This is a genomic window from Methanococcus voltae PS (genome assembly GCF_024807035.1).
Lineage (GTDB): Archaea > AGJL01 > Methanococci > Methanococcales > Methanococcaceae > Methanococcus > Methanococcus voltae.
Genome location: NZ_JANUCQ010000001.1, coordinates 586,443 through 610,983, shown reverse-complemented (window position 1 = coordinate 610,983; position 24,541 = coordinate 586,443). Strand labels below are relative to the sequence as shown.

Below are 24,541 nucleotides of genomic sequence, written 5' to 3'. Positions count from 1 at the left end.
AACAATAACAATAACAATAACAATATTCTTTAATTAAATATTTTCTTTTTAATTTTTTATTTTTAAATTATTTTTGAGTATTTTATTGAAAAATAATATTAAAAATTTAAGTATTTTATTTATTTTATTTATTTTATTTAGATATTAATGGTCTTTTTTAAATATTAATCCAAATTTAAGTAATATTTTACCAAATTCGGTTATTTGAATTAAAGCGTTCTCTTTTTCTGCGAAACCGTGCTTTAATATTGGGTCTACCCTATCATAAGCAGAACGTCTATGAATGCCCAATGCTTTTGCCAATTCTTCAACTTTAACAGAACCACCTAGCTCATCTATTTTAATAAGCGTTTCTCTAGTTGCAGGGTGTTTTGTTATCATGTGTATACCCTCTTTTGCGCTTATGCTAACTAGGTCTGGGCAAATACCGCACATTGCAATGTCATAATTCCGTATATCGCCAAATATGATTTCTCCGTATGTTGTAAGTCCGAGTAAATCACCAAGTTGGTAATTTTCCAATTTATCTTTCAATAAATCAGTGTTGGTTTCCATTAACATTGCCGATACATTACAAAATGTAATTGCTGGTTTATTATAGTATGGGGGAGAATTCTCTAAAATATCTATATTTTGATTAAACAACTCGTTTACTTTTGTTTCATCAATTCTTACGTGTTTTAACTCTTGGTGATTACGGATATAAGATGCAGTAGTCATATGGTCATCAAGAAGATTTACCGGACCTTTTAAATAAATCTCTTCATTATTGGCTACCATACCTAATGGATTAGATAAATAAGATTTTTTATCCTTTTTTAACTCATTTACCGATTTTTCGTAACCAATTAAGTCCTTATATTGGTCTACCGCATTTTTACCATTTATTTTCATAATTTTTCTTTTGGTATTTTCCGTTATTATGAGCTTATCTCTTAAATAGCATATATCTTCAACTTGAAGTTTTTCTACGGCGTTATTATCCGTATTATCAGTAGCTGTATTGAATTGAGAGTTTTCCTTCGTATCTTCCATATTCTTATATCGACCATATGACATTTTAGGGATTAAATCGCCCCCAAAGGCTACACAGACAATACTATCGAAATATGAATCGTTACAATACTGATACATCCTATTAAATTCTAAATTATCGGAAGAGATACCCCCAAAAATTGGTATGGTATACCCTACTTCTTCGATAATACTTTCCATAACTTTTTCTTCAGACTTGCAAAAATCCATTAACACATATATCAATTTAGGGGACATTCCCAAATTATCTATTGCGTCACGAACTGCATTTCTTCCCGCTTCTTTTGGATTTACACTTGCACCTAAATCCACACCTATGCCCACACTAATATATTTAGAACTTATAATACCTACTGAAACGCCGTTTGAAACAACATTATTGCTTACAATTTGAAAATTAGAGCTACTACCTACAATTGGCGTATTTGTATCCAAAACCAACCTTACCCCATTTAAAACTTCTTCGGGATTATACTCCGGTGAAGAATACAAAAAGGCGATAGTTGGACTTTCAGAATGTTTTTCCATATTTTTCAGTGCATCTGAAGTTGCGTGAGCCCCTGCTTTAAGTGGATTAGTATCTTCGGAGGTTCCAAATCCATACTGTATAAATTGCACAATAGCACCACGATAATATTTAATAATTTTTTATTTAGTAATTTAGTTGATATATTTTAAATAATTTTTAACACATTTTACAAACTTTAGAAACTTTAGAAACTTTAGAAATTTTGCAAATTCTAAATATCTAAATATTTATTATATTTTGCATATTTACATTTAACACTTTTAAATTAATTTTTAAGAATTTACCACATTATAATTATAATATACATATATGTGTTACTCTAATATATTAAACATATTATTTAATTTAACACAGTATGTATTATATTTATATTATAATTATATATGTATATTATTTAATCTATTGATAACATTTGTAATGTTAATAACTACAATATTATATATTTATTAATGGGACAATTTGATAAATAATAAGTATTATAAGAATATATACTAAACACATATATACTATTGTTAAAATTTAATTAACATAAATCCCTCAAATAACAATAACATACTAATAATTACTATATTTTAATGTATGATATTACTTAATGGGTGTTAATATGAAAATACTTGTTGTTGAAGATGAAGAAGATATTTTAAATTTAGTAAAATTAATACTTGAAATCGAAGGTCATGAAGTAAAAGCTGTTTCAAGCGGACAGCTCGCAATTGAAGAGTTAGAAAACGGAATCCCTGACTTGATAATATTAGATATTATGATGCCTGAAATGAATGGTTGGGAATTTTTAGAAGTATCACGTGGAAAATATGGAAAAATTCCTGTCATTGTGTTTACTGCAAATGCACAATGTAATAATATTAAGATAGCTCAGGAAAAAAACGTAGATTACTTAATAAAACCATTTGATAAGCAGGCGTTAGTTGAGAAAGTAAATGAATATGATAATTCATGGTAATAGCGATTTACCAAGTGAATTAATCGTTAAATGCAATAACATAAGACATACATCATAATTATCATATAATTAGATAAATAACTAATATTATATAGAATAGCTTAGTAAATAGATAAGTTGTTATTAAAACTAAATAAAACTAAATAAAAATAAAATTAAATTATTAAAGTTATTTAAATTAATTAGATATTTAATCAATATAAAATAATATAAAATAATATAATATATGAATTTAAGTTAGTACAATAAAATTAGCACATACCATAGTATAGCCATGTAGTCATATTCTAAATGGAGAGGATTTTATGAAAAAAGTTCCATTATTTAAGAGATTTGGCACTAAACTATTAATATACGCTACCATTGTTGCAATTATCCCTATAATATTGTTAAGTGTTATATCAAATGGTACGATTAGCAATACCATGCAAGAGCACTCGCAAAACAAAATTAATAGTGACCTAAAAGTGGCCGAAAACATACTGAATAGTAGATTAAGTGAAATGGATGCTGTAGTTTATTATTCTAAAAATTCAAATTTGACAAAATCCATAATTTACTCCAAAGATGAAAAACGTATTTATGAGCTAGCGACGTCTATTAAGAAATCGACGAATTCGGATTTCGTACTGATTTGTGACGCAGAAGGAAATTCGATAGGCGGTTCGAATAGTAATGATACAGGAGTTGGAGACTTTAAATACTTAATGGATGCGGAATTTAAAAAAGAAGGACATAAATGTATTGAATTAATTGGCGAACAAATTCTTAAAGGTCAGAATATTTACAATGAAAGTATTATTCAATTATCTGGAATTGAAAATTCTGATAAATATCTCCATAAAGCAATGGGTTTGGTTTCTGCACAACCTGTTTACAAAGACGGTAGATTCATAGGTTCAATAATTGTTGTAGATATAATAAACAAAGACAATAAGTTAGTAGATAAAGCAAAAGAAGTATCTGGAGAAGCTACCACAATATTCTTAAATGATATAAGGATATCCACCAATGTTAAAGATAGTGAAGATAAAAGAGCTATCGGTACAATTGTTTCAGAAGATGTTTACAAAAAAACATTACTTAGTGGAGAAACTTACTACGGTAAGGCTTTTGTTGTTAATGAATGGTATTTCACTGCATACGACCCAATAAAGAACTTTAAAGGCGATGTTATAGGTATGTTATTCGTGGGAACGCCTGTGGCACCTTATGAAGCCCTAAATAGTAACATTAAAGTTCAAACAGTTGTTATTGCATTCTTAGGTTTAATAATTGCTTTAATTGTTTCAATTATGTTAAGTAAAAGCATAATAAAGCCAATGGAAAACTTAAAAGAAGCAGCTCAAAACTTTAGTGAGGGACGCTATGGCACTAAAGTTCCAGTCGATAGCCTTGACGAATTTGGGGAACTTTCTAAGATATTCAACAAGATGTCCGATGAAATAAGTATATCTCATACGAAATTACAAAAACATGCTGAAGAATTAAGTAAATCATATGATGAATTAAAAGAATTGGATAATTTGAAATCTGATTTAATTGCAATTGCATCCCATGAATTAAGAACGCCACTTACATCAGTTAAAGGATATGTAGAATTGGTACTCGACGGTACTATGGGAGAAGTTAACGAATCTCAAAGAAAATGTTTGTCTATTGCGAATGATAACATCGATAGATTAAGAAGGCTAATAGAAAGTATGCTTGATTTATCGAAAATAGAGCGTGGCGAACTTCAAATGCAAAAAGAATTAATGAATATAAAAACTGCAGTTAATGAAGTTGTAGAAAATTTAAAACCATTATTTGATGAAAAAAATATAAGATTGGATAAAAAATTGCAAAATCTAAGTTTGTACGGTGACAAAGATAGATTAATGCAAGTAATAACAAATTTAGTTGAAAATGCCATTAAATTTAACCCTACAAATGGAGAAATATATATTGGTGCTTATGAAGATGAAGGAAACATTCACTTGGTTGTAACAGACCACGGTGCAGGTATTCCTGAAAAAGACCTTGAAAAGATATTCGATAGGTTCTATCAGGTTGATTCTTCATCAAAAAGACCTAAAGGTGGCTCTGGATTGGGTCTCGCAGTATGTAAAAGTATTGTAGAAGCTCACGAAGGTATCATTTGGGTTGAGAGTGAACTTGGTAAGGGAAGTACTTTCCATGTTATATTACCAATCTTCTCTAATACTTTTGGAATTGACGACGAGGAAAATCCATTCATAACTAAGTTAAATAAAGATAAATTTGAATAAATTTGAATAATATTGACATAAAATACAAATTAATAAAAAAAAATAATCTTACTTTTTTTATTTTAAGTTTTTTGAGTTTAATGTATTGTTAATAATAACACCATGTAAAATATTCGTACAATTTTTATTTTTTAGAACTTTTAGAACTTTTAGAACTTCTATAAATTTTCAAATAATTCAACAAAAAAAAGAAATTAAATAAATATTATTAGATTTAGTATTATATCTTATTTTATTTATATTTAAATTATTTTACATATATTTAATTGTTTAATTTAATTGTTTATTTTAGTGTTGTCCACCACAAGGTGAATCCATTAAAGGAGGCATTGTATCGTCAACACCTGCTTGGTATCCGGATTCTTTTCTTGTTCTTTCCTGAACTTTGTGGAATATCTTAGCTACTGGGATTTCCATAGGACAAACATCCGTACACTGACCGCAGTTTACACAGCTGTACGCCATGTGTGCCATTCTTACACCGTGGAACATTAAAGGTTCTGGTGGTATCTGTCCTTTTGTTGTAAAGTCAGGTATTGCACATTCTACACAGAAACATACTGGACAAGCATCTCTACAGCCGTAACATTTGATACATCTGTTAAAGTATTCGTCCCATTCTGATAAATCAGGGTAATCAGTTTCTAATTGAGATGTTTTACCACTTTCACTCATTTTTAACATAGTCTTTTCGACTTTGTCTCTGATTTCAATACCTTTTGGATTTGGAGCTTTGGTTTTAATGAAGCCTTCTTTTTCAGCGTCTTTTATTAATTTTTGACCTTTTTCGGTGTTTACTTCAACAAAAGTCCACTTTCCAGCATCTTCACCGATAACTCCCCAGTTACCACATGCTACATCTGCTTTTCTTGGCACTTTCACGTCACATCTTTGGCAGTTATCTCTTCTACCGTAACCGTCGTGCTCTAAGTCGTGCATTTTGATAGCTTTATGAGTTCCGTCTTTTAATTCTATAATAAACTTACCTTTATCGATTTCTTCCTTAACTACATCGAATGGGTCTACTTCATAGAATAATTTAATCATTTCAAGAGCTGTTTGAGGAGGTACTGTACCACCACAGTTTAAACCTATCATGTATACGTTATCAAGGTCTATTTGTGCTCTTTTAGCTAATTCAACGATTGCTTTCATGTCACAAGGTTTTACAGGGACAGCTATTTTTTGACCTTTTAAGTGTTCTTTAATTATGCCTCCCCACATAGTAGGGGCACAGTGCAATGAACCAGCTGTTTTTAAGAGGTCTTCTGAATTTGTAACGTATGTAGGGATTGCATCGTAAACGTCTTGACCTTTTTTGAGTGTTAATACGCCATCTACGAGTTTACTATCTAATAGATATTTAAATAAGGCTGTTACTGCGCCACCACACTCTCCCTTACTTAATATTTCAGGGTCGGAAGCTTGAACATAGTACATATCGCCCATAATTCCACCGTTTTATACTTTTATAATACTTTATAATATTGGAATATTTAGAATATTGGAATATTTTACAATATTTTACAATATTTTATGCTTTTATTCAAATTTTAATCTAAGTTAATAGGTTTAGATAAGAATTAGCAACGTGTTTAATAAGTAATTTTAAATTAAGTAAATTAAGTTAAATTAAATAAGTAAGTGAATTAAATTTAAAATAATAATTACTAATTAGCATTTTATTTCAATTTAATCAACTTATATCGTAATTTAAGCTTAATTAAGCTTTTTCAATCTTTACAGCACATACCTTGTACTCTGGTATCTTACAGTTAGGGTCTTGTGCAGGATTAGTTAAAGTGTTTGCCGCAGCTTCTGCGAAGTGGAATGGCATAAATACAACGCCTCTCTTGATGTTAGGTGTGATTCTTGCCTTAACTACAACTTCGCCCCTTCTAGTGGTTGCTTTAACTGACTGTTTATCCTTAATACCCATTTCCTTAGCATCTTCAGGGTGTATCTCAATGAAACCTTCTGAAAGCTCTTCATCTAAGTGTTTACTTCTTCTGGTCATTGTACCGGTGTGGTAGTGGAATATAACCCTTCCAGTTGTTAAAATCATTGGGTATTCAGCGTCTGGCAACTCTGCAGGGTCTCCATATTCAATAGGGAACATAACTCCTAAACCGTCAGCGGTTAAGAATTTTTCCTTGTGTAATATTGGAGTTCCTGGGTCTTCAGGGGTTTTGCATGGCCAGTGTAATCCATCTACACCAAGTCTATCGTAAGTCATACCTGCGTACTGAGGAGTTACTGAAGTAATTTCGTTGAATACTTCTTCAGGTGTGTTAAATTCGAACAATTCAGGGTGTCCCATCTTTTCTCCGATTAATTTAACGATTTCCCAATCTACCATAGCACCTTCTAATGGTTCTACAGCTTTGTGTACTCTCTGAACTCTTCTTTCAGTGTTTGAGAATGTACCGTCTTTTTCAGCCCAAGAAACACCTGGTAAAACTACATCTGCAATTTGTGCAGTTTCAGTTAAGAATAAGTCTTGAACGATTAAGAGGTCTAAATCACCTAAAGCGTGTTTTACGTGGTTTAAGTCAGGGTCTGAAACCATTGGGTTTTCTCCCATAACATATAAACATTTGATTTTTTTACCTGCTTCATCAAGCATATCAGGAATTGCGAAACCTGGGTTAGGGTCTAAATCAGTTTTCCAAGCTTCTTGGAATTTTTCCTGTGTTGCTGTTACATTTTGGTAACCTGGGTATACGTTAGGTAATGCACCCATGTCACAAGCACCTTGAACGTTGTTTTGACCTCTCAATGGATTAACACCAGTTCCTGGTCTTCCCATGTTTCCGGTAATCATTGCAAGGTTACAGCATGATTTTACGTTGTTAACTCCATGTATGAATTGAGTTATACCCATACAGTACAATAAGGAAGCAGCGTTTGCACTTGCGTACATTCTTGCAACTTCTTCAATATCTTCTGCAGGTACGTGTGTTATTTTTGAAACGTATTCAGGCGTATATTTTTCAACTGTTTTCTTAAGTTCTTCGTAATTTTTAGTTCTGTTTTTGATAAATTCCTCGTCGATGAGGTTTTCCTTAATAATTACGTGCATAATACCGTTTAACATAGCGGTATTTGAACCTGGAACTAACTGCAAGTACTTGTCAGCTTGTTTTGCTGTGTGTGTGTATCTTGGGTCGATAACGATAACTTTTGTACCGTTTTCTTTTGCCTTGATAATTCTTCTTGCAATTAAAGGGTGTTGTTCAAATGTATTCGAACCAATGATAAGAATGCAATCTGCTTCTTCTATATCAAGTATCGAATTTGTCATAGCTCCTGAACCAAATGCTTGGCCTAATCCTGCAACAGTAGCAGAGTGTCACAACCTCGCACAGTGGTCTACGTTATTCGTTTTCATAACTGCTCTTGCGAATTTCTGGAAAACATAGTTGTCTTCGTTTGTACATCTTGCAGATGAGAAAAATCCTACTTCATCTTTTCCGTAAGTTTTTAATTTGCTTACTATAAAGTCGATTGCCTCGTCCCAGGAAGCCTTAACTAATTCGCCGTTTTTTCTAATTAATGGGCTGTTAAGTCTGTCTTCTCTGTGCACAAATTCGTGGCAGTATGCTCCTTTAATGCAAGTTTTACCTTCGTTTACAGGGTGCCTTTTGAATGGGTTTGTACCAACTACTTTGTCGTCTCTAACAACTAAGTCGATACCACAACCAGTACCACAATAAGGACAGACCGTATGGACAAATTTTAGACCTGTCATAATATCACCGTATTAAATCATTTGTTGAATATTTTTAAAGTATATATGTATGATGTTAATTCATGTGTAAATATTGTATGCAGTATATGTATTGTATTTACTTGTAAATAAAGATGCCACCGCTAACATCTTCATGATAAATTGATAAATTTGATAAATAATTAGTTATAATGTAATATAATGTAATATTCAGTATATTTTTAAATTTTAATTAATGTATATTATTATCAATATAAGCTAAATCTAATGTAATATTTAGTGATGAAATTTTATGATAAAATCATAAATACAAATAAATTAGCAATAGAATTGTATCTGCATTTTAATATAAAACAAAATACGAGCATAAGATATAAGTTACAAAGATTGTAATTTATATCCGACTCGCAAAGATTGTCATATACTATATAATGCTTGAAACGTATTAATTTCAATTTTGTATTTGAAACGTATTTGAAATTTTTTATTTTTAAATGTGTATATATTAGAGTTAATTTAGAGTTGTATTTTGAAATATTCAATATTTTTTTGTATTTATTGACTTATCGTATTACACAGAGTTTCAGGTTATTCCATGTAACTTAAGTTATTTAGATTATTTAGGAAATACTTCATAAATCCTTTGAATTTACTAAATTTTTGAATATATTCGGATATCTAGGTGATTAACATACACGTCGTTAGGCTCGGATATGTTGTTAATTTAGACATTTAATATAGACTATGCAATTTAAACTTAAATCTCGGAGATTCAACCCAAATTGACGGCTTATTTAGTAAAATTTACTGACTCCATGTTAATTTTAAAAGGTGTCCGCAAGCATAACGAGTCGTTTATACTGCATCATCCAGATTTCAAAACTAACATAAATTCATTTGAAAATCTTTATTTTTTAGTTTTTAGATTCTATTTTACAATCGTGTAAGGTACTATACTCATTGTATTAAAATCTTTCTGTGTTTTTTAAGTATTTTTCCATAATTTACAGTTATTTTTTAAAAATATTCAAATAATTCAATCTTTTGATTAATTTATTAATAAATTAATTGTAATTCGCTAGTTGTTCAAATATTATTTGTTTATTTATAAATTAAACTACTTAATGGTCATTTAGTTATTAATTTTGATTACATTTTCACAAAAAATTAATGTATTTGTATTAAGTTCTTACAAAGCTCTTTTTAAGTTCTTACAATTAGGCATATTTAGTGTAAAATTACTTTAATTACTTTAATTACTTTAATTATTTAATTATTTAATTATTTAATTAAGTAAGTTTTGCAATTATACTAATTTTGTAATTTCTCCAGTAACGATGTCTATGATAAGACCTTCAACTTCTACGTCTTTAGGGATTGCAGGGTGGTTTTTAACTAACTCCACACCTCTTTTAACGTTTTCTTCTTCATCATCCATTTTACCTATCCAAGCATCGAAGTCTGTTGTAAAGTATGGATTTGCGCCTCTTCTTATCATTTCTTTCTTTATTTCTGCAGTGTCTGCCCCTGCCATTCCACAGTCAGTATGGCCAACTATGGCTATCTTTTCAGCACCTAAGCAGTATATAGCAACTACTAAAGACCTTAAAGCGTCTTCTGTTATGATATTTCCGGCATTTTTGATAACTTTTGCATCGCCTCTTTCGAGACCCATTTTTTCATTTAAAAAGTTTACAAGTCTTGTATCCATACAAGTTACTACTGCTAATTTCTTTTTTGGTCTGGCTTCTGCTCCGATAATTTCACCTTTACTACTCATTTGTATATAGAATTGTTTAATAACAATAAAAACTTGAAAAAATTGAAAATATAAATATGTTCTAAAATTATGATATTTTGTTTAAACTATATATTAGAGAGGTTAATTTAATGCTTAATATAATTCTGCAAAAAGCAGTGATAATAGGGTTTAATTATAGCTTAATGAATATTAAACGTATAATTAAATTGTTAGACTTTAAATGTTAGAATTAAATATTTACTTAGGCCATTGTGGCTTATTGGCAAGGATTATGGCTTAATTAATCCGATACCGTATATTTTAGGCTTCCACAATTTTGGAATACCTATGAACCCAAATAAATAATAATGTTTGGCTACAACGCCATATAATTCAACGATGTCGCCTTTTTTAATATCTTCGGGGATGGGGGCTATTAAATTGGCGTATATTTCACCGGAATTATCTTTTAATCGTATGGTTGGCTTTGCAGATACCCCATAGATAACTTTATCCAGGGTTCCAACCAACTTAACTTTTTCATTTACTTTGTCCTTAGTAATTTCTGAAATTTTATATTCTTTTGTCGAACCGATATATTGTGGCAGTAAATCGTTTGACAAATTTCTATTCATTTTAGAAACTTTTAGAGGAATTAATGTTAAACCCAAGATGAATGGAATACATACTACGAATAACCAAGGATTATTGGACTGTATGGTTGCCCACACAGAAAATGCCGTCCATATTATTAAAGAAGCTGTGGCTGAGGGTGTAGTTTTAGCGTGATATAATATCTCTTTAAAGCTTAATCCCGTTTTTATATTCATAGTTTCACCTTAGGTTTTAAAATTAATAATTTAATTAATAATTTAGTTAGCATTAATTATTAATTTAAATATAATTTAAATTTGGCGCATTATGCTATTACTATATTTTATGATTGTTTGATTGTCATTTAATATTAGTGATTAAATACAAATTAACAAATTCATATTGATTGGATTGTTACACTTTTACATAAAATGTAAATTTAAACAGATTATACAGTTCGTCGTAAAATCTTTGAGATATATCGAGAATATACTTTAATTTGGGAATATTTTGGGAATATTGTTTTATTGGAATATATGTTTAGATTTACTAATTAAATACTGTAATTATTTAGTTTTTGATTTAAACAAATGTGCATTAGTTTAAAATTATTATCTACGTTTATTATCTAATAAATAATAAATAAGGTATTAATAAGGTATTAATTTACTAAATTGATAATTTATTAATATTTGGGGATATATTAATAAATTTTAAATTATTTAATAAATTAAATTTTTTTGCTGTATGCGTAGTGGTAAACCATAGCTACAAAGATAACTGCACCTAATATGTTACCGATAGTTACTGGAATAATATTCCAAATCCACCAGTCAGCTACTGTAACACCAGCTCCTAACATCATACCAGCAGGTATGAAGTACATGTTAGCCACACAGTGCTCAAATCCTGTAGCAACGAAGGCCATAATCGGGAACCATATCATAATAACTTTACCGAGGATACTTGTAGCAGCCATTGAACCAATAACAGCTAAGTTAACTAACCAGTTACAACCAATACCTTTAAGTAATGCTGCTAACCAGCCCATACCGCCTGCAGCCATGTAAGGTAAAACCTTAGCTTCAGCGGTTGCGATAGCGCTCTGACCGAATGCGTTAACTGTGGCAGCACCTGTTGATTTGTCGAATGATTGTAATGGCCCATATGCCATTAAGAAAGCATATAATAATGAACCAATAAGGTTACCAATATAAACATAAATCCATACTTTCATCAATTTTGAGAATGATGTTTTCTTTTGGAACATAGCAACTGGTAAGAGCATCATGTCTCCTGTAACTAATTCCATACCGGTTATAATAATTAAAACCAAACCCACAGGGAACACAGCTGCAGCCATGAATTTACCGAATCCTGCACCCATTGCTGCACCGATACCAGTACCTACAACAGTAGCAAGTCCACCACCCATAGCGATGTAAGCTCCACCCATGATACCTCTTAAAAGAAGTTGGTCCATTGATAAATTACCTTTGGTTTGTCCTGCATTTCCTGCAATGTCAACCATTTTGTCAGGCGGGTTCATGTCAACCATAATATTACCTCCAAATATAATAATATTATCTTTAGTTCAAATAATAACTATTTTAATATCTTTCTAATATTTCTTTAATATTTAATTAAATATTTGATAGTTATTTAACAATTAATTAACATTTTAACATTATTTTCTATATTAGATATATTTTATATTCAATATTCAATATTTAGGTATTAAATATTTGAACAAATTATCTGATACTGAATCTTTGAACAGTTTCTTCGTTCAACATTACCCTTCACAATTTATTCATTTGTGGTCTTGTGGTCTTGTGGGGTACTATCCTCACATATGTAAGTATAAATATAAATAGGTATCAGTTCAGTTCATATCAAAAACGTTATATAGTAGTTTTTTAAGCTTTCTACCTCGTAATTGCTTTACATTGCATTATTGGAATTGTTAATATAATGTAGTTAACTATTGAATAAATTAATCTAGAGATTATTCAATTATAAGTCAATTTATATTGTATATATCGATTACAATTCTGAATAGTTAAGCAATTAGATAATCAAATGAGGTATTTAAAAATATTAATAATCCATGTGTTTTTACAAGCTTTTGATTAAAAATAATAAAAATGAAAATAATATAATTGTAATATAATATAATTGTAATATAATGTATTGTAACTATTATTTTACCAATTTATTTTAAAGTTAATATAACTTTCTTACGTGAGGCTAAAAATTAATTAAAAATTTTATAATTTTATTATGTATATATTATTTATTATTTTACGTATGTATCTTATGTATTATTATATGTATTTAATTATTTATTTAATTATGTATTATTCTACACTTTGGGTTTTTGGATTATCCCATCACAAATTGTCCTTCGTCTGCTTTCACAGCTGTTCCATACCCCAATAATTCTCCATCTGTATATACCAAAGTAAATCCTATTAATGCAAAGCCACCTTCTTTAGCTTTTACAAGCGCTTCTAGGGCTTGTACAATCTCGTCAACGTTTGCATTTTTTGAAGTAGCAGAAACTATGCCTAATGTGTATAGCTCCACCCCTGGAATTTGGTTGGCAGTAGTTATTATAAATGTATCTTCAAAAACCATTTTTACACCTTTGCTATATATACAGTACCCCTAAGACCATATAATATTTTTTTAAAAGATTGTATATATAATTTTCCATATGGTTCTATATGCGGTATAATTATTTAAAAAATTTAGAAATATGATAAAATAAACTAACTTTAGGTAAATTAAGTTAAAATAGCTGAAATAACTAAAAATAATTAATAAATAAAAAAATAATAAATAGAGAATATTAGATAATATTAGATAATATTTTAATTACCCAATATCAATTTTTCATCACCTAAAGGCACATAATTATTATTTTCAAATTCAATGAATTGTTCCCATTTTTCTTTACAACAATCATATTGTCCATTTTCATAATCTAAAAGTTCTATATCTTGTGTTATTGTGAAATCTCCCAAAATTTCCTTAATTTTTGAGTTACATTCGCAATCTAATATGTTGTGAGCTCCTCTTTTTGAAGGTATACCTGAAGTATCGCACATTACTAAAGCGTTAGGATTTGCTTGTTTTACTTCTTTTACAATTTTTAAGAGACTTAATAAATATGGCGGTCTGTATTGGTTCTTTTTCCATAACATTTCGATTATGGTTCCTTTGTGAATTGAAGCAGGACAGAATGAAATTCTACTACTTCCTAATTCGATACATTTATTTGCAGAGGCTATTGCATCATTTATTGCATCCTGCTCGGTTATGAAAGGCGGTTTTATTAAAATATAGCATTTCATACCTACGTCGTACTTTTTAGCTACATTAAACGCATTTATGATTGTTTCATTTGAAACTCCTTTGTGTATTGCAATATTTCTTATTTGCTCGTTAAAGGATTCGATACCGACCCCGATTTCGATGTTTATGTCTTTAAGGTTATCTCTAATAAATTTCATATTTTCATCGTTTATGAATTCAGCACGTGATTCGATTGCCACTTCTTTTATATTGTAGCCCATTTCTCTTAATTCATAAATTTTACTAAATATGTATTTTTGAGCATCCTTTGTAATCTCGAACTCATCTAAAAAGCTTCCTGATGTAAACATTTTTATTGAAAAGCCTTTTTTAAATTTTTTGTTAAGTGTTTTTATATTTTCAGCTTTTTCTTCATCGGTCGCATCTTCTTTTATATTTAAATTTCTTTCGAGTGCCTGCGTAAATTGTTTTATAATGTTTTCAGTGGAAATATCAACAGGCGAAGCATCCATTAAATAACTGCACATTGTACAGCCCCCGCTTACATATGCCCACTTACAACCTTTTGTTCGCAAAATAATTGTAAAACTGTTACCCATTGTTTGGTCTACAAAGATATCATCCTGTATCCAGGTAGCAATAGCCCTATCAGGGTCTATTTCTTTTCTTTTCCTTAGTTGTCTTGCCCTATTTTCTTTTAAAAATTTTTCCATTTCTTCCATATCAATAAATTTGGTCATCATCTTACCTTTAATATTTAGTTTTAATATTTAATTTTAGATTATATATTAATTACTTTATTTATTTTTATTTTTTATATTATTCTTATACTATGATACAATATACTAAAATATATATTGTATTTAAAGTCTTAAATATCCCATATTATAGTAAACTACACTTCCGTCAGCGTCTAAAATTGCAACTATCAGTTGCTTCTTAACGGAATGAGCCACCCTAACAAAACCTGTCATTTCGGATAATTCGCAAGGCATTTCTTCAGTGAAAACCTTCACAAGATATTTAGAGTGTATCTCATCAATATTGTTCCTTTCGTAAAGTCTGAAATCTGAACCGTATTTTAAACCAGTTCTAACTGTATAGCCCCTCGTCCTCAAATCTTTATATACTAAGTATTTTGAGCATAATTTTGGACTTATTTCGTTTACTATTTCGAATAGCTCCTCAAAATCAATTGTTTTGTACCCTTCTCTTTTATTTCCTTTTGCTACTACTATCCATTCCTTATATGTAAGATATAGACCCTCTACTAGTGACAATGATAAAAAATTATCGTGCAATTCTCCGTATCGTTTTTCGTTTAGTCTTGAAATTGCATTCCTATCATGTACTAATATCCTATCATCCACTAATTTTGCAGATGCGGTTTTTTTAACCTTTTTTCTTGCCATATTATCACGTGTTTTATTATTCTATATTTTAAATTGTAAAATTATTTAAAGTATGAAACTGTATTATTATTCTAAATTAGTATTATATAGTATATATTCTTAGTTATTATTGAAATTTAATCCTTTGATTTTATTTATATAAAAGAGTATAAAACTAAAAATAAGTTAAAAATAAATTAAAAATTATTATGAAGGCTATGTTATGAAAGTTTTAGTAATAGGTACTGGTGCAGCAGGCTTAACAACTGCGTCTACAATAAGAAAATACAATTCAGACATTGAAATAACCGTATTAACACAGGAAAACTATATTGCATACTCCCCTTGTGCAATCCCTTACGTTATAGGTAAGGAAATCAAAGATTTTAAAACAATTGTTATGCACGAACCGGAAGATTATGCAAAGAAAAACGTGGAAATTCTCATCAACTCTGAAGTAGTTGACATTAACGCTGACGAAAAAACCGTTGTATACAAAAAAGCTGACGAAATAAATGAAATAAAATACGATAAATTAGTTCTCGCAACCGGTGGAACTCCATTTATACCACCTATCGAAGGCGTAAACTCCAAAGGTGTATTTAAAGTAAGAACAATCCAAGATGGGATGGATATTCAAAACTACATCAACAAAAATGGCGTTAAAAAAGTAGTTGTAGCTGGAGCGGGTGCTATTGGTATGGAAATGGCATACTGTTTAAAAGAAATTGGCATTGATGTATCTGTTATCGAAATGGTACCTCAAATATTCCCAAGAGCTTTAGACCCAGATATGGCAAAAATTGTTCAAAATTACTTAGAAGAAGAAAATACTTCTGAAGATGCAAAATTAAATATCATACTTGAAAAACCTGTTGGAAAAATAATAGCAGATGACAATGGCGCTGTTTGTGGCGTTATGGTTGGCGAAGAAACCCTTGAAGCTCAAATGGTTATTATGTCAACCGGCGTAAGGTCAAATATTGCACTTGCACAAAAAGCAGGCTGTAAAATTGGCAGATGGGCAGTTTTAACAGATGAAATCATGGAAACAAGTGTTGCTGATGTTTACGCAGTAGGTGACTGTGTCGAAGTAGTAGACGCTATTACTGGAGAGCAAACACTTTCACCGTTTGGAACTACAGCAGTTAGACAAGCAAAAGTAGTTGGAAAAAACATTGCAAAATTAGAAAATGCACCAGTTTCAAAACCTGTTTTAAACAGTAATGTAACCAAAATAGGTAAATTAGAAATCGCAGGAACTGGTATGTCTGAAATTGGAGCTGGTATGAACAACATTGAAGTAATTACCACAATTACGAAATCAGCATCTAGAGCAAGATACTACCCTGGCGGAAAACCAATCTACATTAAATTAATCGTTAAAAAAGATGACAACAGAGTTATTGGTTGCCAAGCAATTGGTGAAGAGCGTGTTACCGAAAGAATCGACGCAATGTCCATTGCCATAAGTAAAGGTGTTACTGTTGAAGAATTGGCAAATATGGAATTTTCATACGCTCCACCAGTATCAATGGTTGTAGACCCGTTATTCTTAGCAGCGGAAAACACAGTTGAAAAAATTAAAAAAGAAAATCAATAATTTATTAATTTGATTTTGATTTTGATTTTTTTATTGAAATAAGTAGAAAAAAAGAGTATATTATTCTTTATTTTTAATTTATTTTATAGTTTATATTTTATTCCATTTTTTATTTATTTATTTATTATTTTATTTATTACTAGTTTTATTCCATTTGTTTTATTTTTTATCGTGTACTGCTTCCCTAACTGTTTTAGCAATGTTTGAAGAGTGGTCTGAAATTCTTTCGAGGTAACTTATAACATCTAAAAATACAATTCCTGCCTTGGGACTGCATTGTTTGGCCTTAAGTCTTTTAATATGTTTCTTACGATATGCTTTTTCTAATTTATCTACTTCATTCTCTAAATAGATAACTTCTTCGATTACTTCTAAACTTGTAGATTTGTAAGCATCCATAGTCTTTGAATAGGTTGAATCTATCATATCATACATTTCGTTTAAATCTTTTAGCGCATCTTCGCTGAATGAAAGATTTTCCTCAATCATATATTCAGCTTTTTCTGCGATTTCTTCTGCAATATCCCCTATTCTTTCTAAATCTGTAACGGTACTTGTAAGAACTGAAATTTTAGCGTGTTGTTCATCCGATAAACTTTTATTTGACAATTCTATTAAATTTACTGTTAATTCATGTGCCATTAAGTCAATTAATTTTTCCTTTCTCTTTACTTTTTCAACTAATTTCATATCTTTGTTTAATAGTGCATCCATTGAATAATCAATACTTTTACCAACTGTTTTACCCATCCTTAAAACTTCTTTGGAGATTAAAAGTAACCCGATAGAAGGTGTTTCTTCAACAATACGTTTGTCCACGTACTTCATAGGCTTCATTTCTCTTTCATCTTCTTGAATAGGTAATATCTTCTCTGCAACGTATACGAAATAACCTGCGAAAGGTAATAACATCAAAGTGTTTGCAACGTTAAACAGGGTGTGAGCGTTTGCAATTTGTCTTTGAATATCCGTAGTACTTAAACTTTGTATAAAACCTATTATTGGAGTTACGTAGATTAAAATCATAAATATCGAAGTACCGATTAAGTTAAACAACAAGTGCATGATTGCTGCCCTTTTAGCGTTTCTACTTGCCCCAATACTTGAAAGAATTGCTGTAACACACGTACCAATGTTTTGACCGAAGATAATAGGGAATGCAACTTCTAAAGACATACCACCTGAAGCAGCAACTGCTAAAAGCAAACCTGTAGTTGCGCTACTACTTTGAAGAATTACTGTAATGATAAAACCTACAAAAATACCCAAAAATGGATTTTCTAAGTTCATCAACATTTCTTCGAACATAGGTGTCCCAGCTAAAGGCTTTAAAACCGCTGACATCATAGCCATACCTAAAAACAATATACCAAAACCAATTAAAACTTCGGCAGTATCTAAGTGTTTTCTCTTTTTTGATGCAAGGTATAATGCAACCCCTGAAGCTACGATTAAAGGTGCTATGTGAGTCAATTTGAAAGCTACCAATTGAGCTGTTACTGTGGTACCTATGTTAGCACCCATAATGACCCCGATAGCCTGGTAGAGACTCATTAAAGATGCGTTAACAAAACCAACAACCATAACCGTGGTGGCACTACTACTCTGTATAATCATAGTAACTACGGCACCCACTAAAACGCCCATATATTTATTTTTTGTAAGTACTTCTATCATTTTTTTAAGCCGGTCTCCTGCGACCTTTTGAAGACCTGTACCCATTAAAGTCATGCCGTAAAGAAATAAGGCAAGACCTCCGACAACTCCTGCTACAGTTTCAAACAAAACGGTTTCATACATGATTGACTACCTCTAGGTATCAAATTTAGATTTTTTATTATATTACGAATTATTGGATATGTTTAATATTTTTAGTATTTAAATCATTATAAAATCCTAATTAAAATCATAGTTTAAAATCTCATATATATTAAATATATTTATCAATTATGTTTCTCATTTCCTTGGATGAATTGACAATATCTTCCGAATTTAAAATTGCAGAAATTACCGCAAGTCCTTGAATATCGCAATTAAGCACATCTTCACAATTTTGATGACTAATACCCCCAATTGCTACGATAGGTAGATTAACAGACTTAGAAATGTTTCTTAAACCATCTACTCCCAAATATCGCGCATCCAATTTGGTGTTTGTTGAATAAACAGCCCCTACACCCAAGTAATCAGCACCTGCATTTATACCATAATTAGCTTCGGCAATGTTATATGCGGAGGAACCAACAATCAAGTTTGGTGCTATCTCTTTTACATGTTCCACTGGCATATCATCCATACCCACGTGAACTCCATCGGCATTAGATGCTATGGCAATGTCTAATCTATCATTTACAAAAAAGAGCGCATCGTAATCCGTAGTTAATTTTCTTAAACTCTTGGCAGTATCTAAAAAATATCTGGTAGATACATTTTTTAGTCGCAATTGTATTGACGTAGCCCCGCCTTCTAATGCTTGTTTAACTTGGTCTACTTCGCTACCAAAACGGCTATCTGTTATTACATATAATTTCAATTTGTCACTAAAGCTCATAGTTTGCACTCTACTGTGGTATATGTTTATTATGTATTTGTCATACACAATATGCACTATTTAGCACTATTTAGCACTATTTTATCATGTTTTTATCGGGTGTCATAATTTATACTATTTTTAATAATTTATTTTAAACCTTATTTTATTTATAGTTAATTTAGATAATTATATGTCACAAAGGTAGAATTGTAATTCCTAAAATATGAAATTAATTACCCTTTTAAGATACATAGTATTTTAAATATATATAATTTACGGTAAGCTACTATTTCAATTAGTAAATATTACCAAATTAAACTAAAAAAACTAAAAAAACTAAAAATAATTTATAAATTTGTTAATATTATATTTTATTATATTTTATTATATTTTATTATATCATGGTATAGTATAATATATTTTATTAAATATTATAGTGTTCAATTTTCATACCATCTTTTAAAACATTTTTATTCATTAAGTAAAGCCAGTCATACATTTTTACGCTGAAACTACCAGGGTATGGCGCTTCTAAAACTGCTTTTTCAGCACATAATCCGTAGGTGGATAATGCAGAAGCTACAGCTTTTGGAGTTCTCTCAACTGCGGAGAATGCACCTATAACGCAAGTACTTGCACAACCTGTGCCTGTAACTTTACTTAACATCTCGTGACCGTTTTTAACTGCAAAATACTCGTTATCTGCTTTATTTGCGATGTAGTCAACTTTTCCAGTCACTGCCACGGTTGTGTTGAACTCTTTTGAAGCATTTAAACAGGTTTCAAGTGCTTCTTCGGAACCACATTCTGCACTATCTACGCCTCTTGTTTTACCGTGTTCACCCAAAAGTGCGGTTATTTCTCCGAAATTACCCCTGAGGGTTGTAATATTTCCAATGTCCAATAATTCAAGAGCTAAATTAGTTCTTAATTTTGTAGCTCCTGCACCCACGGGGTCAAGAGTTATAGGTTTATCCAATTCAGTAGCTATTTTTACAGCTTTTTTCATTGATGGAATCCAGTATTCGTCGAGTGTTCCAATGTTTATAACCAAACTACTTGCTATTGCAACCATTTCATCTAATTCATCTTTTGCATGTGCCATAACTGGGGAAGCGCCCAATGCAAGCAATGCGTTAGCGGTAGAATTCATAACCACATAGTTTGTAATACTTTGAACCAATGGATTCATTTCTCTTACTTTTCCCAAATATTCATAATAATTTAAACTCATAAATATCCCTTTTTTATATTTTAGTAATATTTTTATTTTTCTTTATTTTATTTTTAATAATTATTTGTCTATTTGTCTAATTGTCTATTTGTTTTTTAGATATCATATTATTTATATATTTTCTATCTATCATTATTATTAATTATAAATATAATCTAGCAATTATAATTGAATTATTTAAAACAACACTTAATCCAATTATTTTATTTTGTAAAGCAACATTCCGACGTAAGTTATATATACTTGTATCGGAAATATATTTCCGATAGAGATAAGTATTATAAATAATAACTAATCATTAACAAAAACAAAATACAAGATATGCAACGGGAGGCAAAACATGACTTCACTTGAGATGGCATTAGAATACATAAAAATCAACAACGTGAAATTTTTAAGATTCCAATTTGTTGATATACACGGTGAACCTAAAAATATCGCATACCCTGTAAAATTAGGAACAGCAGATGGCGAAGAAGAATTAATGGGTGTTTTAGAAAACGGTCTTTTCTTCGACGGTTCTTCAATTGAAGGATTTGTTGAAATTGAAGACTCTGACATGGTTTTAAAACCGGACTTATCAACATTGTCAGTTTTACCATGGAGACCTTCTGAAAAATCAGTTGCAAGAATAATTTGTGATGTATACAGGAAAAACGGAAAACCATTCGAAGGCGACCCAAGAGGTTGCTTAAAAAGAGTTTTAGCAGAATTTAAAGAAGAATTCAAAGGAGAATACTTTGTAGGCCCTGAACCAGAATTCTTTATCTTGAAAAACGAAAATGGCAAATGGGTACCTGGAGACGACGCAGGATACTTTGAATTAGAACCATTAGACGAAGGAAATGATTTAAGAAGAAACATCGTATTTGCATTAGAAAACTTAGGTTTCCACGTTGAAGCTTCACACCACGAAGTAGCACCAGGTCAGCACGAAGTTGACTTTAAATACGACAATGCAGTTAAAACTGCTGATAGTGTGATAACCTTTAAAACAACAATTAAAACACTTGCAAAACAAAGCGGTGTACTTGCTACATTCATGCCTAAACCATTCTTCGGTATGAACGGAAGCGGTATGCACTGTAACCAAAGTATATGGTTAGATGGAAAACCATCATTCTACGATGAAAACAACGCTCACCAATTAAGTGACATCTGTTTAAGCTACATTGGTGGTATCTTAGAGCATACAAAAGCACTTGTATCAGTTACAAACCCAACCGTAAACTCATACAAAAGATTAGTTCCTGGATACGAAGCACCTGTAAACATCGCATGGGCAAACAGCAACAGAACTTCCATAATTAGAGTTCCTGCAGCAAGAGGAAAAGGTACAAGAGTTGAATTTAGAGCTCCTGACCCAGCATGTAACCCATACTTGGCATTCACTGTTATGTTAGCAGCAGGTCTCGACGGTGTAAGAAGAAAATTAATTGCGCCAGAACCAGTTGAAAAGAACATCTTTGCAATGTCAGAAGCAGAAAAAAGAGAAGCAAACATTGATTCAGTTCCTTCAAACTTATATGATGCTATCGAAGAATTAAGACAAGACAAAGTACTTAAAAAAGCACTCGGTGACCATATCTTCAATAAATTCATTGAAATCAAAACAAAAGAATATGACGCATACAGAACTGCTGTTACCGATTGGGAATTTAACAAATACGTAAGAATTTAATATTAAATCTAATATATACTTTCTTTTATTATTTTATTATTTTTTATATTTATTATTTGATATTTTATCATTTTACAGTTGTTTCAAATTGAAATAATAATTATAAAATTATATATACTATTTTTCACTATTTTGATTTAATAATTAATTCAATTAAAAATTAATTTAATACCTTTAAGATATATTTGTTTTATTATTTTCAATATACAATTAGGATTACAGTTACAATCCCAAATGTATAATTAAATAGTTAATTACATATTACAATAAAATTTTATGGTGTAATAATGGCAAAATTTATAATGGTTGCAGGAACAGCTTCCAATAGTGGAAAAACGGTCATGGTTTCAGGAATTTGTAGAATGCTAGCTAATAAGGGATATAAAGTAGCTCCTTTTAAATCTCAAAATATGAGTTTAAACTCGAGAGTTAGTGTAGAAGATGGGGAAATAGCAGTAGCCCAATATACACAGTCTGTTGCGGCAAAAGTTGAACCTTCAACGCATTTTAACCCAGTACTTTTAAAACCGAAAGGCAATTTCACTTCACAGGTTATAATTCACGGTAAACCATACAAAAACCTTGATTATAATGAATATAGGAACGAAAAAGATTACTGCATTGAAAAAATAAAAGAAAGTCTTGATTATTTAAATAAAAATTACGATTATGTAATAATGGAAGGCGCGGGTAGCTGTTGTGAAATTAACCTATTAGAAGACGATATAGCAAACCTAAGGGTTGCAGAAATGGCAAATGCAGACGTGCTTTTAGTTTCCGACATTGATAGGGGCGGTGTGTTTGCATCACTTTATGGTACAGTTGAACTTTTACCTGAAAACTGGAGAAAGTTGATAAAAGGCTTCATAATAAACAAATTTAGAGGAAATGCGGATGTTTTAACTGATGGGTTCAAAAAAATAACCGAACTAACAAATATTGACGTTGCGGGACTTATACCATACGATGAAAGCTTAATACTTCCAGAGGAAGATAGCCAAGCTATCCAATCTAAAAAGGTATTTGGAAATATGTCTAGTCCTATCGAAGTAAATGTAGTAAAATTCTCAAAAATAGCTAACTTTACGGATGTTGACGCTCTTTCAACCGACGCAAGGATTAAATTTGTTGATTTTAATGAAGATATTACCGGGGACATGTTGATTTTACCAGGAACAAGATGTTCAACCTTAGAAATGGATAAATTAAAAAATAGCGGTATGGATAAAAAAATAAAGGAATATATTGATAACGGCGGTATTGTGTTAGGTATTTGTGGCGGTTATCAGATGATGGGTAGCAAAATAATTGATGAAGATAAAATAGAATCAGAAATCGGTACAATTGAAGGTTTAGGACTCTTTGATATCTGTACGGAATTTAAAAAGGAAAATAAAAAAGTAATTAAAAATTCAAAAGGCATATTGTACTTAAATGCCCCTGAAAAAAATAAAGAAAGCGATAAACAAAGTAACGATAATACTTCAAAATTTGAAGTAACAGGCTATGAATTACATGAAGGCATAACACACGTTAATGAATTTAGTAGTCTTAAAGAGTGCGAATTAATAAGATTAAGCGAAGGCTTTGGAAATAATGGCAAAGGATTTGACGGTATGATTAAATCAGACGGTAAATCATTAGTAATAGGTACTTATTTACACGGGATATTAGAAAATAAAGAATTTAAGGAGTATTTATTAAATTTAATAATTAAAAGAAATAATTACAGCTATGAATTGTCAAAAAAATCTGCAAATGAGATATTTGATGAAAATTTAGACAAACTAGCAAAAATAATTGAAAATAGCATAAATTATGATTTTGAAGGAAACAATGATAAAATAATGATAAAATAATGATAAAATAATGATAAAATAATAATATGTAAATTAGGGATAATATGGATAATATAGAT

17 protein-coding genes are annotated in these 24,541 nt (G+C 30.5%); 5 read left to right on the top strand and 12 right to left on the bottom strand.

Annotation, left to right across the window (positions count from 1 at the left end; genetic code table 11):
• Positions 1-144: 144 nt before the first annotated feature.
• Positions 145-1,653 (bottom strand): FIST signal transduction protein, encoded by a 1,509-nt coding sequence (locus tag M2325_RS02845; protein WP_259050747.1) that lies wholly within the window; start codon positions 1,651-1,653, stop codon positions 145-147.
• 515 nt (positions 1,654-2,168) lie between these two features.
• Between M2325_RS02845 and M2325_RS02840 the strand changes: the two genes are divergently transcribed.
• Together M2325_RS02840 and M2325_RS02835 are read left to right on the top strand one after the other, a co-directional pair.
• Positions 2,169-2,525, top strand: a complete 357-nt coding sequence (locus tag M2325_RS02840) for a response regulator (RefSeq protein WP_209590621.1) — start codon at positions 2,169-2,171, stop codon at positions 2,523-2,525.
• Positions 2,526-2,830: 305 nt separating this feature from the next.
• Positions 2,831-4,795 carry a cache domain-containing protein gene (locus tag M2325_RS02835; RefSeq protein ID WP_209590620.1) on the top strand — a complete coding sequence of 655 codons (1,965 nt, stop codon included), beginning with the start codon at positions 2,831-2,833 and terminating at the stop codon, positions 4,793-4,795.
• A 288-nt stretch (positions 4,796-5,083) separates the two neighbouring features.
• On the opposite strand, the gene M2325_RS02830 is transcribed toward M2325_RS02835, so the two are convergent.
• From M2325_RS02830 to endA, 8 genes are all read right to left on the bottom strand, one after another.
• Positions 5,084-6,244, bottom strand: a complete 1,161-nt coding sequence (locus M2325_RS02830; protein WP_209590619.1) for a Coenzyme F420 hydrogenase/dehydrogenase, beta subunit C-terminal domain — start codon at positions 6,242-6,244, stop codon at positions 5,084-5,086.
• A 274-nt stretch (positions 6,245-6,518) separates the two neighbouring features.
• Positions 6,519-8,546, bottom strand: a complete 2,028-nt coding sequence (gene fdhF, locus M2325_RS02825; RefSeq protein ID WP_259050745.1) for a formate dehydrogenase subunit alpha — start codon at positions 8,544-8,546, stop codon at positions 6,519-6,521.
• A gap of 1,285 nt (positions 8,547-9,831) precedes the next feature.
• Positions 9,832-10,305, bottom strand: a complete 474-nt coding sequence (locus tag M2325_RS02820; protein WP_374759662.1) for a beta-class carbonic anhydrase — start codon at positions 10,303-10,305, stop codon at positions 9,832-9,834.
• Positions 10,306-10,556: 251 nt separating this feature from the next.
• Complete coding sequence (locus M2325_RS02815) at positions 10,557-11,096, bottom strand: hypothetical protein (RefSeq protein WP_259050742.1); 540 nt, start codon at positions 11,094-11,096, stop codon at positions 10,557-10,559.
• Between the two features lie 494 nt (positions 11,097-11,590).
• Positions 11,591-12,418, bottom strand: a complete 828-nt coding sequence (locus M2325_RS02810) for a formate/nitrite transporter family protein (RefSeq protein WP_209590616.1) — start codon at positions 12,416-12,418, stop codon at positions 11,591-11,593.
• Positions 12,419-13,245: 827 nt separating this feature from the next.
• A complete protein-coding gene (locus M2325_RS02805; RefSeq protein WP_209590615.1) occupies positions 13,246-13,500 on the bottom strand; it encodes a selenium-binding protein in 255 nt (84 codons plus the stop codon).
• A gap of 236 nt (positions 13,501-13,736) precedes the next feature.
• Positions 13,737-14,921, bottom strand: coding sequence for an archaeosine biosynthesis radical SAM protein RaSEA (locus M2325_RS02800; protein ID WP_209590614.1), 1,185 nt, complete (start codon positions 14,919-14,921; stop codon positions 13,737-13,739).
• 123 nt (positions 14,922-15,044) lie between these two features.
• Positions 15,045-15,593, bottom strand: coding sequence for a tRNA-intron lyase (gene endA, locus M2325_RS02795; protein ID WP_209590613.1), 549 nt, complete (start codon positions 15,591-15,593; stop codon positions 15,045-15,047).
• Positions 15,594-15,795: 202 nt separating this feature from the next.
• Between endA and M2325_RS02790 the strand changes: the two genes are divergently transcribed.
• Positions 15,796-17,175: an NAD(P)/FAD-dependent oxidoreductase gene (locus tag M2325_RS02790; protein WP_209590612.1), complete on the top strand. Its 1,380-nt coding sequence runs from the start codon at positions 15,796-15,798 to the stop codon at positions 17,173-17,175.
• A gap of 159 nt (positions 17,176-17,334) precedes the next feature.
• On the opposite strand, the gene M2325_RS02785 is transcribed toward M2325_RS02790, so the two are convergent.
• The 3 genes from M2325_RS02785 to thiM form a co-directional block, all read right to left on the bottom strand.
• Entirely contained in the window at positions 17,335-18,975 is a 1,641-nt protein-coding gene (locus M2325_RS02785; RefSeq protein WP_259050740.1) for a Na/Pi cotransporter family protein, read from the bottom strand.
• 130 nt (positions 18,976-19,105) lie between these two features.
• On the bottom strand, positions 19,106-19,726 hold the full coding sequence (gene thiE / locus M2325_RS02780; protein WP_209631694.1) for a thiamine phosphate synthase: 621 nt from the start codon (positions 19,724-19,726) through the stop codon (positions 19,106-19,108).
• Positions 19,727-20,132: 406 nt separating this feature from the next.
• Positions 20,133-20,942 (bottom strand): hydroxyethylthiazole kinase, encoded by an 810-nt coding sequence (gene thiM, locus M2325_RS02775; protein WP_209590609.1) that lies wholly within the window; start codon positions 20,940-20,942, stop codon positions 20,133-20,135.
• Positions 20,943-21,282: 340 nt separating this feature from the next.
• Here thiM and glnA point away from each other — a divergent pair, with 340 nt between their 5' ends.
• Together glnA and cobQ are read left to right on the top strand one after the other, a co-directional pair.
• On the top strand, positions 21,283-22,623 hold the full coding sequence (glnA, locus tag M2325_RS02770) for a type I glutamate--ammonia ligase (RefSeq protein ID WP_209590608.1): 1,341 nt from the start codon (positions 21,283-21,285) through the stop codon (positions 22,621-22,623).
• A gap of 287 nt (positions 22,624-22,910) precedes the next feature.
• A complete protein-coding gene (gene cobQ / locus M2325_RS02765; protein ID WP_209590607.1) occupies positions 22,911-24,482 on the top strand; it encodes a cobyric acid synthase CobQ in 1,572 nt (523 codons plus the stop codon).
• Positions 24,483-24,541 lie beyond the last annotated feature (59 nt).

What these genes read in the sequence shown, in the direction of transcription:
- M2325_RS02840 (WP_209590621.1), top strand. Translation starts at nt 2,169, where the DNA reads ATGAAAATACTTGTTGTTGAAGATGAAGAAGATATTTTAAATTTAGTA.
- M2325_RS02835 (WP_209590620.1), top strand. Translation starts at nt 2,831, where the DNA reads ATGAAAAAAGTTCCATTATTTAAGAGATTTGGCACTAAACTATTAATA.
- M2325_RS02830 (WP_209590619.1), bottom strand. Translation starts at nt 6,244, where the DNA reads ATGGGCGATATGTACTATGTTCAAGCTTCCGACCCTGAAATATTAAGT.
- M2325_RS02820 (WP_374759662.1), bottom strand. Translation starts at nt 10,305, where the DNA reads ATGAGTAGTAAAGGTGAAATTATCGGAGCAGAAGCCAGACCAAAAAAG.
- M2325_RS02815 (WP_259050742.1), bottom strand. Translation starts at nt 11,096, where the DNA reads ATGAATATAAAAACGGGATTAAGCTTTAAAGAGATATTATATCACGCT.
- M2325_RS02810 (WP_209590616.1), bottom strand. Translation starts at nt 12,418, where the DNA reads ATGGTTGACATGAACCCGCCTGACAAAATGGTTGACATTGCAGGAAAT.
- M2325_RS02805 (WP_209590615.1), bottom strand. Translation starts at nt 13,500, where the DNA reads ATGGTTTTTGAAGATACATTTATAATAACTACTGCCAACCAAATTCCA.
- M2325_RS02800 (WP_209590614.1), bottom strand. Translation starts at nt 14,921, where the DNA reads ATGACCAAATTTATTGATATGGAAGAAATGGAAAAATTTTTAAAAGAA.
- endA (WP_209590613.1), bottom strand. Translation starts at nt 15,593, where the DNA reads ATGGCAAGAAAAAAGGTTAAAAAAACCGCATCTGCAAAATTAGTGGAT.
- M2325_RS02790 (WP_209590612.1), top strand. Translation starts at nt 15,796, where the DNA reads ATGAAAGTTTTAGTAATAGGTACTGGTGCAGCAGGCTTAACAACTGCG.
- M2325_RS02785 (WP_259050740.1), bottom strand. Translation starts at nt 18,975, where the DNA reads ATGTATGAAACCGTTTTGTTTGAAACTGTAGCAGGAGTTGTCGGAGGT.
- thiE (WP_209631694.1), bottom strand. Translation starts at nt 19,726, where the DNA reads ATGAGCTTTAGTGACAAATTGAAATTATATGTAATAACAGATAGCCGT.
- thiM (WP_209590609.1), bottom strand. Translation starts at nt 20,942, where the DNA reads ATGAGTTTAAATTATTATGAATATTTGGGAAAAGTAAGAGAAATGAAT.
- glnA (WP_209590608.1), top strand. Translation starts at nt 21,283, where the DNA reads ATGACTTCACTTGAGATGGCATTAGAATACATAAAAATCAACAACGTG.
- cobQ (WP_209590607.1), top strand. Translation starts at nt 22,911, where the DNA reads ATGGCAAAATTTATAATGGTTGCAGGAACAGCTTCCAATAGTGGAAAA.